Origin of the sequence: Curtobacterium sp. SP.BCo, assembly GCF_051903265.1 — a bacterium.
GTDB lineage: Bacteria > Actinomycetota > Actinomycetes > Actinomycetales > Microbacteriaceae > Curtobacterium.
This window is the reverse complement of the sequence record NZ_CP194337.1, coordinates 3,301,866-3,315,079: the sequence shown is the minus strand read 5'-3', so window position 1 is coordinate 3,315,079 and position 13,214 is coordinate 3,301,866. Positions and strand designations below refer to the sequence as shown.

The window sequence follows — 13,214 nt, the reverse complement described above, 5'->3', positions numbered from 1 at the left end:
CGGTCGCGACCACTGACGGACTGGAGGCGCGGTGCCAGCCGGCACCGCGCCTCCAGTCCGTCGTCGCGGAGCGACCGCTACTCGGTCGTCGAGACCCAGTCGATGAGCAGGTTGCCGGAGGCACCCCAGTTACCGGTCTGGAACATGAACCGGTGCTCGGTCGTCGGGACGTCGTGCGTGATCGTGCCGATGACGTTGCCGTCGACCTTGTACGTGACCGACTTCCCCGGGTCCCAGTCGATCGTGTAGGTGTGCCAGTCACGCCAGGAGACCCCGGAGTCGAGCTGGGTGCGCTCGGCTTCCTGGCCCGGGGTCATCGAGTGCTGGAACGCCGACGGGCGCGACTCGAAGTTGCCCTCGGGGAAGTCGATCTCACCGTCGGACCACTTGTCGGAGCTGGGCCACAGCATGAACGCTGCGCCGTTCCCGTCGCCGCCGGTGGCCTTCGCGCGGACCGAGAACGACCCGCCGACGTGGGAGTACGCGCCGGTCGTGGAGCCGAACGTGCCGGCAGCGCCGGCACCACCGAGCGCGACGTCCATCACGCCGTCGTGCACGGAGACGGTCTTGCTCGGCACGTAGATGCCGGAGGTGCCGTCCGGGTACGGCTGCCACGCCTGCTTGTAGGCGTTGGACAGCGTGCCGGCGACGGCGGGGACGTCGAAGTCCTCGACGAACGAGGCGGCCGGCGCGAGGGTCGACTGGTCGGCGTCGGCGTCGGCGGCGTCCGCGGCGGGCGTGTCGGGCTCGGCGGACTCGGTCGGCTCCGGGGCCGCCGTGATCGGCGCACCGCTCGGGGTCGATCCGTCGGTCGGCTCGTCCGAGGGGGTGGGATCGTCGGAGGGCGATGCCTCGTCGGTCGGGGTGGGGGAGACCGGCGCGGTGGGGGGTGCGTGGTGTCCGCGCCCGCCCCAGCCCCACCAGGTGTGGGCGGAAGCGGCGGTGGGGACGCCGATCAGCAGTGCGCTGACCGTGGCGGCCGCGATGACGATGCGGCGGCGGCGGTGGTTCGGACGGTTCGTGGTCGATGCGTGCCGCGCGCGGGCGTGCACGTTCTTCGAAGCAGCGATGTCGGGCTCCTCGGGTGGGGCTCGGGCATGGAGGGGACCCGTTCCGTGGCGCGATCCACGGATTTCGGTGACGGGTCCCCGAACATCATGCATCATCTGTGCCCCTTTTGGGGGGGTCCTGTCCGATCTCGCCGGACGGGGACTCAGGGTCGAGCGATGGGCTGCAGCCGCTGCAGCTGCGTCACGTGCCCCGGTTCGAGCTCGTCGAGCGACGCCACACCGAGCAGCCGCATGGTCCGTTCGACCTGCTCCGACAGGATCTGGATCATCCGGTCGACCCCGGCCTCGCCGCCGGCCATCAGCCCGTACAGGTAGGCCCGACCGACCATGGTGAACCGCGCGCCGAGGGCGACCGCCGCGACGATGTCGGCGCCGGACATGATGCCGGTGTCGAGGTGCACCTCGGTGTCCTTGCCGACCTCCTTGACCACGGAGGGAAGCAGGTGGAACGGGACGGGAGCGCGGTCGAGCTGGCGGCCGCCGTGGTTCGACAGCGTGATCCCGTCGACGCCCAGGTCGGCCAGGCGGCGCGCGTCCGCCAGGGACTGGACGCCCTTGACGACGACCTTGCCCTTCCACTGGTCGCGGATCCACTGCAGGTCCTCGTAGGTGACGGTCGGGTCGAACATGTGGTCGAGGAGTTCCCCGACGGTGCCGGACCAGCGGTCGAGCGACGCGAACGCCAGCGGCTCGGTGGTGAGGAAGTCGAACCACCACCAGGGTCGGGGGATCGCGTTGAGGATGGTCTTGGCGCCGAGCTGCGGCGGGATGGAGAACCCGTTCCGCTTGTCCCGCAGACGAGCGCCGGCGACGGGGACGTCCACCGTGACGAGCAGCGTGTCGAACCCGGCCTTCTCGGCGCGGGACACCAGCGCCATCGACTTCTCGCGGTCCTTCCACATGTACAGCTGGAACCAGTTGCGGCCGTGCGGGTTGGCGTCGCGGACGTCCTCGATCGCGGTGGTGCCCATCGTGGACAGGGAGAACGGGATGCCGGCGCGTCCGGCGGCACGGGCTCCGGCACGTTCGCCCTCGGTCTGCATCATCCGCGTGAATCCGGTCGGGGCGATGCCGAAGGGGTACGACACGGGCGCGCCGAGGACTTCGCGCGTGGTGGAGACCGCCGAGACGTCGCGCAGGATCGCCGGGGTGAACTCGATGTCCTCGAACGCCTGGCGGGCACGGGCGAGCGAGATCTCCGCCTCGGCCGCGCCCTCGGTGTAGTCGAAGGCGGCGCGCGGGGTGCGTCGGGCGGCGATGTCGCGGAGGTCCCAGATCGTGAGCGCCTGCTCGAGTCGCCGCCGCCTGGCGTTCAGGTCGGGCTTCTTGAACTGCATGAGCGGAGCGAGGTCGCGCACCGTCGGGAGCTGCCGCTTGATCGGCGTCCGCCGGGCCGACGGAGCGCCCGGGGTCGCTGCTGGTGCGCCCGTCGCCGGGTCGACTCGGTGCTGGTCGTCGATCGAGGTCATACAGACATCCTACGTCTCGGGGTGGATCGGGGGGAGGGAGTTGCGGAGGAACCAGGGGTGTACCGCACCGGTTCGACGGTTCGCGCGACCCGGTCACGGAGCGCTTCGAGTGACGCGCCACCGAGTCCGCCGAGGCCTTCGGCCCGTGCCTGCACGAGCACGTTCCCGAGTGCGGTCGCCTCGACGGGTCCGGCGAGGACCGGGAGACCGGTCCGGTCGGCGGTGAGCTGGCACAGCAGTCGGTTCTGCGAGCCGCCGCCGACGATGTGCACCTGTCGGACGTCTCTGCCCGTCACCGCCGTGATCGTCTCGAGGGTGGCTGCGTACGCCGTGGCCAGCGACTCGAGGATCGACCGGACGAACTCGGCGCGGTTCGCCGGGGCGCTCAGCCCGTGCGCCGTGCACCAGGACGCGATGCGTGCGGGCATGTCGCCGGGCGCGGTGAACGATTCGTCGGCGGGGTCGAAGACGGGGACCGGGGCGGTGACCGCCGCGGCGGAGGCGAGGAGCGCCTCCAGGTCGACCGGAGCGCCACCACGCTCCCAGGTGCGGACGCTCTCGGAGAGCAGCCACAGGCCGGACACGTTCTTCAGGAACCGGACGCGGCCGTCGACGCCGCCCTCGTTGGTGCAGTTCGCCGCGCGGGCCGCGTCCGACAGGACCGGTGCGTCGAGCTCCACGCCGACGAGCGACCAGGTGCCCGACGAGATGTACGCGAAGTCCGGCTCCGTCGCGGGGACCGCGACGACGGCGGACGCCGTGTCGTGCGAACCGACGAGCGTGACGGGTGCCCGGCCGCCGACGGCGTCGGCCACGGACGGCAGGAGCGCCCCCAGCCGCTCGCCCGGGTCACGCAGGGTGGGGAGGAGTCCGGACGGGAGGCCCGCAGCGGCCCGCAGCGCGGGGTCCCACCCACGGGTGGTCGCGTTCAACAGCCCGGTGGTCGACGCGTTGGTGCGCTCGGCTGCCTCGACCCCGGTCAGCCAGTACCCGAGCAGGTCCGGGACGAGCAGCGCGCGCTGTGCGAGCCGCACGGACGGGTCGGCGGCGAACTGGAACACCGTGTTGAACGGCAGGTGCTGCAGGCCGTTCCGGGCGTGGAGCTCCGCTGCGTCCATCCGTCGGTGCACGCGGTCGACGCCGTGCTCGTGCCGCTCGTCGCGGTAGTGGTACGGCAGACCCAGCAGTCGGCCGTCGCGGAGCAACCCGTAGTCGACCGCCCACGAGTCGATGCCGATGCTCGCGATCTCCGGGTGCCTGCCGAACGCGTCGCGGAGGCCGTCGGTCACCTGCCGGTGGAGCTCGACGACGTCCCAGTGCAGGGCCTCGCGGTCGTCCTCGTGCAGCGCGACGGGGCCGTTCGGGAACCGCGCGACGTGCTCCATCCGGATGCCCTCGGTGTCGACGTGGCCGACGATCACCCGGCCGCTGGTGGCGCCGAGGTCGACGGCGGCGACGCTGCCGCTGTTCGTCACGGCGCCCTACCGCAGGAACGCCGCGGCGACGCCCGCGTCCACCGGCACGTGCAGCCCGGTGGTGTGGGAGAAGTCGTCGGTGCAGATCGCGGCGACGGCGTTGGCGACGTTCTCCGGCACGACCTCGCGCTTCAGGATCGTGCGCTGGGCGTAGAACTTCCCGAGGTCCTGTTCGTCGATCCCGTACGTCTTCGCGCGGTTCGCACCCCAGCCCGACGCGAAGATCCCGGAGCCGCGGACGACGCCGTCGGGGTTGATGCCGTTGACCCGGACGCCGTGCTCGCCGAGCTCGGCCGCGAGCAGCCGCACCTGATGGGCCTGGTCGGCCTTGGTCGCCGAGTACGCGATGTTGTTCGGTCCGGCGAACACCGAGTTCTTCGACGAGATGTACACGATGTCGCCGCCGAGGCCCTGCTCGATGAGGACTGCAGCAGCTGCCTTGGACACCAGGAACGACCCCTTCGCCATCACGTCGTGCTGCAGGTCCCAGTCCTGCTCGGTGGTCTCGAGCAGGCTCTTGCTCAGGCTCAGGCCGGCGTTGTTCACGATCAGGTCGAGGCCGCCGAAGTGCAGCAGGGTCTGCTGGATCGCCCGCTCGATGTCCGCCGCGCTCGTGACGTCCGCCGCGACGCCGACGGCCTGGTCCGGGCCGCCGATCTCGGCTGCCGCAGCGGTGGCCTTGTCGACGTCGAGGTCCGCGATGACCACCGCCGCGCCGTCGGCCGCCAAGCGCTTCGCGATCGCCTTGCCGATGCCGCTGGCGGCTCCGGTGACGAGGGCGATCCGGGTGGCGAGCTTCCGCGGGGCGGGCATCCGCCGGAGCTTCGCCTCTTCCAGGGCCCAGTACTCGATGCGGAACTTCTCGGCCTCGTCGATCGGGGCGTAGGTGGAGAGTGCCTCGGCGCCCCGCATGACGTTGATGGCGTTGACGTAGAACTCGCCGGCGACGCGGGCGGTCTGGGCGTCCTTGCCGTACGAGAACATCCCGACGCCGGGGACGAGCACGATGAGCGGGTCGGCGCCGCGGATGGCGGGGGACTCCGGGGTCGCGTGCCGGTCGTAGTACGCCTGGTAGTCCTCGCGGTACCGCTGGTGCAGGGTCCGCAGCCGCTCGCGGGTGGCCTCGACGCTCGCCGACGCGGGCAGGTCGACGATGAGCGGCTTCACCTTCGTGCGGAGGAAGTGGTCCGGGCAGCTCGTGCCGAGGGCCGCGAGTTCCTCGGCGCGCGACGACGCCAGGAAGTCGAGCACGACGTCGCTGTCGGTGAAGTGCCCGACGACGGGCTTGTCGTGGCCGGCGATGCTGCGGATCGTCGGGGCGAGCGCAGCGGCACGCTGGTGGCGCTCGTCGGTCGGCAGCGCCTCGAAGCCCGGCCGGACGGCACCGAACGGCTGGTCCGCGCCGTGCTCGGCGATGTACCGCTCGGCGGTGTCGATGATCCAGCGCGAGTTCGCCTCGGCCTCGTCGCTCGTCGCGCCCCATGCGGTGATCCCGTGGCCGCCGAGGATCGTGCCGATCGCCTGCGGGTGGTCCCGCTGGATCGCCGCGATGTCGAGCCCGAGCTGGAACCCGGGACGGCGCCAGGGGACCCACACGACCCGGTCGCCGAAGATGCGCTCCGTCAGTGCCGGTCCGTCCGCCGCCGTGGCGATCGCGATGCCGGCGTCGGGGTGCAGGTGGTCCACGTGCGCGGCGTCGACGAGGGCGTGCATCGCCGTGTCGATGGACGGAGCCGCCCCGCCGGTGCCGTGCAGCGTGTAGTCGAACGCGGCGACCATCTCGTCCTCGCGCTCGACGCCCGGGTAGACCTGCTGCAGGGCCCGGACGCGGTCGACGCGCAGGACGGCGAGGCCCGCCGGGGTGAGGGTGCCGAGGTCGCCCCCGGAGCCCTTCACCCAGAGCAGCTCCACCGGTTCGCCCGTGACGGGGTCGGTGGCGGTGCCCTTGGCGGAGGTGTTCCCGCCCGCGTAGTTCGTGATCCGCGGGTCCGAGCCGAGCGCGTTCGAGCGGGCGATGAGGTCCGCGACCACCTGTTCTGCCGTGCCCAGCGCGTCGGGGTCCACCCGTGCCTCCAGTCCTGTGCTCGTCATCGTGTCTACGCTCCCCATCCGGCCTGGACGCCGCCGACGCGGTCCTCGGCGATCGACTGCTGGTACCCGGACTCGCGGTACGCGCGCATCGGGTCCGCCGGCAGCCCGCGGGACTCCCGCCACGCGGCGAGATCCGTGCGGACGTCGGTCTGGTAGGCGTCCATGAAGACCTCGTTCGCACCGAGGACGTCGTGCGCTTCCTGTGCCGCGGTCAGTGCGACACGGTCGAGGAGCAGCGCGCGGGCGGTCATCTCCTGCACGTTCAGCACCGAGCGGATCTGCCCGGGGATCTTGTCCTCGATGTTGTGGCACTGGTCGAGCATGAACGCGACGTCCGGGTTGTCGTAGCCGCCGCCGCGGACGACCTCGACCAGGATGCGGAACAGCTGGAACGGGTCCGCGGCGCCGACGATGAGGTCGTCGTCCGCGTAGAACCGTGAGTTGAAGTCGAAGCTCCCGAGCTTGCCGAGGCGCAGCAGCTGCATCACGATGAACTCGATGTTCGTGCCGGGGGCGTGGTGGCCGGTGTCGAGGCAGACCATCGCCTTCGGGCCGAGTGCCGCGGTCTGCACGTAGCTCGTGCCCCAGTCCGGGACGTCGGTGTGGTAGAACGACGGCTCGAAGAACTTGTACTCGAGCACGAGCCGCTGGTCGGCGCCGAGGCGGTCGTAGATCGTGGACAGGGACTCGTGCAGGCGGTCCTGGCGGGAGCGCATGTCCTCCTGCCCCGGGTAGTTCGAGCCCTCGGCGAGCCAGATCTTCAGGTCGCGGGAGCCCGTGGCGTCCATGACGTCGATGCAGCGCAGGTGGTGGTCGATCGCCTTCTGCCGGATCGACTCGTCGACGTGGGTGAGGGCGCCGAACTTGTAGTCGTCGTCCTGGAAGGTGTTGGAGTTCACGGTGCCGAGCGCGACGCCGTGCTCCTCGGCGTGCCGCTTCAGGTCGGCGAAGTCGTCCACGAGGTCCCACGGGATGTGCAGCGCCACGGTGGGGGCGAGCCCGGTGTGCCGGTGCACCTGGGCGGCGTCGGCGATCTTCTCGTACGGGTCGCGCGGCGTGCCCGGGGTGCTGAACACCTTGAAGCGGGTGCCGGAGTTGCCGAACGCCCAGCTCGGCAGCTCGATCGCCTGCCGCGCGAGCTGGTCGGCGATGCCGCCGAAGGTCGGGGTCGATGTCATCGTTGCACTTCCTCGTGGTCGATTGAATCGTTTCATACGGTACGCGCTGTACGGGGTCCGCGCAAGCGCCGTGGTGGTGGGGTCTCGTGGTGCGCCGTGGTGCTGGGTCCGCGGCCGGTTCGCGCCCCGTTCCGGACACCGCGCCCCGTTCTGCGGGGGCGCGGTGTTCGTTCGGGGGCGCGAACCGGACGGACGACGTGCGGGCAGGAGCGGTCACGCGCCGGAACACGTGCCGGAACACGCGCCCGACCCGGCGCCGCCGCGCCCTACGCCGCGGGCACCGCGACCGGCGCGCGCAGCTCGTGCGTGCCGCCCGAGACGCGCTGCTCGGGCACGCCCGGCAGTCGCACGACCGCCGTGACCCCGTCCGGGACCGTCACGCGCACGAGCACCTCGCCGTCGACGAGCTCCCAGCGCACCGCGACGTGCCCGTGCACGGTGTCGAGCGAGGTCGACGCCCACGTCAGACCCCCGCCCGGCTGCGGTGCCACCAGGACGGACGAGTACCCCGGGTCCAGCGGCGCGAGGCCACCGACGACCCGGTGCATCCAGTCCGCCACGGCACCGAGCGCGTAGTGGTTGAACGAGGTCATCTCGCCCGGGTTGATGGTGCCGTCCGGCAGCATCGAGTCCCAGCGCTCCCAGACCGTCGTCGCGCCCATCGTCACCGGGTACAGCCACGACGGGCACTCCGTCTGCAGCAGCAGCCGGTACGCGTCCTCCAGGTGGCCGGTCTGCGTCAGCGCGTCCGTGATGAACGGGGTGCCGGCGAACCCGGTGGAGATCCGGTACCCGGACGCCTCCGCCAGCTCCGCGAGGCGGTCGCCCGCCCGCGCCTCGTCCTCGGCGTCGAGGATCCCGAACACGATCGCGAGCGTGTACACGGTCGTCGAGTCGGACAGGATGCGCCCGTCCTCCTGCAGGTAGTGGGTGCGGAACCCGGCCTGGAGGCGCGACGCGAGTTCCCGGAACTCCGCCGCCTCCGCCTCGTGGCCGCCCAGGAGCTCCGCCGCCTCCGCGACGATGGTCGCGGACCGGTACGCGCAGACGGTCGCGACGACGCCCTTGTCGGCCTTCGCCGCGGCGGGGTCCTCCGGCGGGGCGTCCGGGTCGAGCCAGTCCCCGAACTGGAACACCGTGTCCCAGAGGTCCTGCGGCGACAGGTGGTCGCGGATCCGACGCAGGTGCGCGGCCATCGAGTCGAACTGCTCCTCGAGCACCGCGGTGTCGCCGTACGCCTGGTACAGCGTCCACGGCACCCACACGCCGGCATCCGACCAGATCGCGGTCGCGTCCGGTTTGCCGAAGTCCTCGGCGGGGGAGTACTTCAGGACGTCCGGGACCACGAACGGGATGACACCGTCGGCGTGCTGCTGCTCGAGCCACACGTCGCGCAGCCAGTCGCCGAGGAACGTCCGGGTGTCGAACAGGTACGAGGCGGTCGGGGCGAACGCCGCGATGTCGCCGGTCCACCCGAGCCGCTCGTCGCGCTGCGGGCAGTCCGTCGGGACGCTGAGGAAGTTGCCCTGCATGCCCCGCACGACGTTGTCGTGGAAGGTGTTCAGCAGCTCGTGGCTCGACTCGAACGTGCCGGTGCGGACGAGGTCGGAGCCGACCTGCACCGCGGTGAGCGCCGCGCGGAGGTCCTCGAGCGTCCCCGGCCAGCCGTCGACCTGGGCGTACCGGAAGCCGTGGAACGTGAAGCGCGGCTCGAAGCGGTCCGGGGACTCCGGGCCGCTGCCGCTCAGCGTGAAGTGGTCGGTCGCCAGCGCTGTCCGGAGCGGACGGGTGCCGAGCTCGTCGTGCTCGAGGACCTCGGCGTGCCGGAGCGTCAGGACCGTGCCGGCGGGCCCGGAGACCACCACCCGGACCCAACCCACCAGGTTCACGCCGAAGTCGACCAGTGTGGCGCCGGACGGGCTCGTCCAGACCTCGACCGGGGCGATCTCGGCGAGGGGGCGGACCGGCGGGACGGTGTCGGCGACGAGCTCGCGCTCGCCGAGGTCGACCGTGTGCACGGTGCTCGTGCGGCCCTCGTGCCCGTCGACACTCGGCGTCGTGACCTCGCCGGGCGTCAGGAACGAGCCGTCGCGGAGTCGGGCGTCGATGTCCTCGCCGTCGTAGAGCTGGTCGGCGGTGATCGCACTCGACAGCGCCTGCCAGTCGGTGTCCGTCGCGACCCGCTGCTCGTGGCCGTCCGAGAACACGATGCGGAGTTCGGCGAACCCGGCGACCTCGTCGGCGTACCAACCGCCGCCGCCACCCCACGCGAGGCGGCCGGCTGCCCAGCCCCGGCCGAGCACGAGCGCGAGGACGGCGGCGTCGCCGGCATCCGTGTCGCCCAGGTGCGCCGTGACGTCGTGCGAGACGACGCGGACGCGCCACTCGTAGCTCGTCCACCCCGGCTCGAGCAGGTGGTCGGAGACACGTTGCCCGCCGAGCCACGCCTCGACGACGCCGAGGGCGCTGACGTCCAGGGTCGCGCTGCGGACGGCGCCGTGGCCGTCGTCGAGGGTGAACTCCCGGCGCAGGATCGGTGCGCTCCCGAGGTCGTCGTCCGCCGCGATGAACGGTGCGGTCCAGGTGGTCATGTGGTGTGGTCCTTTCACGCGACCGGTCGTCGTCGACCGGTGCGGGGTCGTGGGCCCGGCCGACCGCCCACGGTGCGTGGTGCGGCGGAGGCGGGTCGTGCCTCCAGGCCGGGGTCGGGCGTCAGCCCTTGACGGCGCCGCTGGTCATGCCGGCGACGATCTGGCGGTTGAAGAAGACGTAGAGGATGAGCGGCGGGATCGTGATGAGCAGGACGTCGGTGAACAGCAGGTTGAGCTGACTGACGGACTGGCTCTGGAACGAGTACAGCGTCTGCTGGACTGTGGCGTTCTCGGACCCGGGCAGGAAGTACAGCGGGTTCGTGAAGTCGTTGAACACCGTCACCGACTGCACGAGCACGACCGTGATGATGACCGGCTTGAGGAGCGGCAGGACCACCCCGAAGAACAGCCGGATCGGGCCCGCACCGTCGAGGACGGCGGCCTCGTCGAGCTCCTTCGGGATCGTCGCGACGAACGCCCGGAAGAGCAGGATGCAGAACGACAGGCCGAAGGTCGCCTCGACGAGGATCATCCCGCCCATCGTCTTGAACAGGTTCAGGCCCTGCAGCACCCAGATCGTCGGGACGATCGCGGGCGGCACGATGAGCCCGGCCAGGACGAAGAAGTTGATCAGGCCGTTCCACTTGCTCGGCCGCCGCTGCAGCACGTAGCCGACCATCGCGGAGAACACCACCATGATGACGACGCTGCCCACGGTGAGGACCGCGCTGTTCCAGAAGGCGCGGAGGATGCCGCCGTCACCGGACTGGAACACGGTCTGCAGGTTCTGCCACAGCTGCCACTGGGTCGGCAGGCTGAAGCCGAGCTGGTTCGCCTCGGCCGGGTTCTTCGCCGCCTGGAACAGGACGAAGACGAACGGCACCAGGAAGACGACGAAGCTGACGACGATCGCGATCGAGCCGATGATCCACTTGCGGGTGGTCTCGCGCTTGTGGCGTCTGGGCGTCGACCTGCCGACGCGGGGGCTGGTCATGGTGGTCACAGGTCCGCCTCCTTCCGGTTGATGAGCCAGGAGATCGGCACCATGATCGCCGTGACGACGATGAAGAGCACGACGTTGCCGGCGGTCGACAGCCCGTAGAACCCGGCCTGGTACTGCTTGTAGATCACACTCGCGATGACGTCGCTGGTGAACCCTGGTCCGCCGCCGGTCATCGCCCAGATCAGGTCGAAGGACCGCAGGCCGCCGATCAGGGACAGGATGATGACCGTCCCCATCGCCGGTCGGGACAGCGGCAGCGTGATGTTCTTGAAGATCGTCCACGCGCTCGCGCCGTCGACGCGGGCGGCCTCGAAGTACTCCTGCGGGATCGCGACGATGCCGGCGATGAAGATGAGCGTCGCGATGCCGACGCCCTTCCAGACGTCCACCGCGGCGACGCTCCACAGCGCGAGGGCAGGGTCGGTCAACCAGCCCGGGGTTGGGAGGCCGACCGAACCCAGGACGCCGTTGATGATCCCGTGGAAGGGGTCCATCAGTGCCTTGAACGTGATGCCGATGCCGATCGTCGACACCAGCACGGGGAAGAACACCACCGCTCGGAGGTACCCGCGTCCGAGCACGGGGCTCGTGAGGAGCAGGGCGAGGGCGAGCCCGAGGACCACCTTCGCCGCGCTCGTCACGAACCCGTACTCGAACGTGTGCACGAACCCGGAGACGAGCTGCGGGTCCTGGAAGAACCGGACGAAGTTGTCGAAGCCGATGAAGGTCTGGTCGAACAGCGTCCAGCGGGTGAGCGAGAAGTAGAACCCCGCGAAGGTCGGGACCGCGAAGAACACGACGTACAACGCGATCGCCGGGATGAAGAACCACGCCGGGTAGAACGATCGCATCCGGCGGCGAGCGGGGCCCGGCCCGGCCTTGCGGGTCTGCGGCGGTGCCACCGCCGTCGTGAGCGTCGCGGTCACGCCGGTCACCAGCCCTTGAGGCCGAGCTGCTGCGCCTGCTGCACGACGTCCTGGTCGTACTGCTTCGCGCCGACAGCGGCGGTGGAGATGCCCGAGCCGACCTGCACGCAGATCTTCTCGAGGTTCGGGCCCTTGATGGGGGAGAGGAACTCGAGTGCCGGCGACGCCTTGCCGTCGTCGAGGTACTTCTGCAGGTCGCCGATCATCGTCGGGACGGAGTCGGGCAGCGTGCAGGTGGAGATGACGTACGGGCCACCGGGGGTACCGGTGTCGTTCTGCACCTTGCAGCCCTCGGACGAGTTCGCGAAGGCGATGAACTTCTTCGCCGCCGCGAGCTTGTCACCCGTCGAGGTCTTCGGGATGTAGAGGCCGTTCGGCTCCCAGATCGTCAGGTTCGTGTCGTCCGCGTTCTCGGCCGGCAGGGCGAAGGCGCCGATGTCGTTCACCGCGTCGGGACTGTCCTGCTGCAGGGTCGAGATCGCGTTCGTCAGCATCGGGTACTGCGCCCCGGTGCCGTCGGCGAGCATCTTCAGGCCGTTCGCCTGCGTCGCGGACGCGTAGTCCTTGTTCACGAGGCCCTTGTCCTTGACCTCGGCGAGGTGCTCGAACCCGGCGAGTGCCGGCTCCTTCGCGTAGGACTCCTTGTGCTTCGTGTACTGCGAGGCCCAGTCCTTCTGCTGCGCCGTGATGTTCGCGAAGTCGCCGAGGACGAACAGCTGGCTGGTCCAGGTGTCGCCGTACGTCTGGATGATCGGGTCGACGCCCGAGTCCTTGATCTTCTCGCTGTTGCTGATGAACTCGTCCCACGTGGTCGGGACGCTCAGGCCGAGCTTCTCGTAGACCTTCTTGTTGTACATCACGCCGCCGCCGAAGCTGGTGCCGAACGGTGCGCCGTACATGCCCTTGTCGGTGCTGACGACCTTCGTGAACTGCGGGTCGACGTCCTTCGCCCAGCTCTGGTCCTTGAGGTCGACGAGGGTGTTGTCGGGGTTCAGGGCCTGCATCAGCGAGCCCGAGTTGTAGTTGAACACGTCCGCCATCTCGCCGGTGGAGAGCTGCGTCTTCACCAGGTTGTCGCCGTCGGTGCCCTGCGGGCGGGTGTCGAACTTGACCGTGATGTCCGGGTTGGCCTTCTCGAACGCGGCGATGAGCGGCTTCGCGGTGGCGGCCGTGGCGGGCGAGTTGTCGGCCTGGTACGTGATCTGCACCGTGCCGCCGCTGCCGGTGTCGGCGGAGCCGCCCGACGAACAGGCGGCCAGGCCGCCGATGAGGACCGTGGCGCCGCCGATGGCGATCAGCCGGGTGGTCAGGGAACGAGCTGACATCCTTACCTCCTCGTAAGGCCCGGGGAGGGGTCGACCCCGGGTGAAACGACCCGGAGTCCGCGCCGATGCGGTCTCCGGTAGTGCTG

General features: G+C 70.5%; 9 protein-coding genes. All 9 read right to left on the bottom strand.

Annotated elements, in window-relative coordinates:
* Nucleotides 1-77: 77 nt before the first annotated feature.
* The 9 genes from ACRQ4B_RS15680 to ACRQ4B_RS15640 all read right to left on the bottom strand — a co-directional run bounded on the left by ACRQ4B_RS15680 (nt 78) and on the right by ACRQ4B_RS15640 (nt 13,128).
* Nucleotides 78-1,052, bottom strand: a complete 975-nt coding sequence (locus ACRQ4B_RS15680; RefSeq protein ID WP_439692318.1) for a family 16 glycosylhydrolase — start codon at nt 1,050-1,052, stop codon at nt 78-80.
* 161 nt (nt 1,053-1,213) lie between these two features.
* Nucleotides 1,214-2,407 carry an alpha-hydroxy acid oxidase gene (locus ACRQ4B_RS15675; RefSeq protein ID WP_439694421.1) on the bottom strand — a complete coding sequence of 398 codons (1,194 nt, stop codon included), beginning with the start codon at nt 2,405-2,407 and terminating at the stop codon, nt 1,214-1,216.
* 128 nt (nt 2,408-2,535) lie between these two features.
* A complete protein-coding gene (locus tag ACRQ4B_RS15670; protein WP_439692317.1) occupies nt 2,536-4,014 on the bottom strand; it encodes a rhamnulokinase in 1,479 nt (492 codons plus the stop codon).
* Nucleotides 4,015-4,020: 6 nt separating this feature from the next.
* A complete protein-coding gene (locus ACRQ4B_RS15665) occupies nt 4,021-6,105 on the bottom strand; it encodes a bifunctional aldolase/short-chain dehydrogenase (protein ID WP_439692316.1) in 2,085 nt (694 codons plus the stop codon).
* 5 nt (nt 6,106-6,110) lie between these two features.
* Nucleotides 6,111-7,283 carry an L-rhamnose isomerase gene (rhaI, locus tag ACRQ4B_RS15660; protein WP_439692315.1) on the bottom strand — a complete coding sequence of 391 codons (1,173 nt, stop codon included), beginning with the start codon at nt 7,281-7,283 and terminating at the stop codon, nt 6,111-6,113.
* 266 nt (nt 7,284-7,549) lie between these two features.
* Nucleotides 7,550-9,874: a family 78 glycoside hydrolase catalytic domain gene (locus tag ACRQ4B_RS15655; protein ID WP_439692314.1), complete on the bottom strand. Its 2,325-nt coding sequence runs from the start codon at nt 9,872-9,874 to the stop codon at nt 7,550-7,552.
* A gap of 121 nt (nt 9,875-9,995) precedes the next feature.
* Entirely contained in the window at nt 9,996-10,868 is an 873-nt protein-coding gene (locus tag ACRQ4B_RS15650; RefSeq protein WP_439694420.1) for a carbohydrate ABC transporter permease, read from the bottom strand.
* A 5-nt stretch (nt 10,869-10,873) separates the two neighbouring features.
* Nucleotides 10,874-11,728 carry a carbohydrate ABC transporter permease gene (locus ACRQ4B_RS15645; protein ID WP_083402647.1) on the bottom strand — a complete coding sequence of 285 codons (855 nt, stop codon included), beginning with the start codon at nt 11,726-11,728 and terminating at the stop codon, nt 10,874-10,876.
* An 80-nt stretch (nt 11,729-11,808) separates the two neighbouring features.
* Entirely contained in the window at nt 11,809-13,128 is a 1,320-nt protein-coding gene (locus ACRQ4B_RS15640) for an ABC transporter substrate-binding protein (protein ID WP_439692313.1), read from the bottom strand.
* Nucleotides 13,129-13,214: the final 86 nt, after the last annotated feature.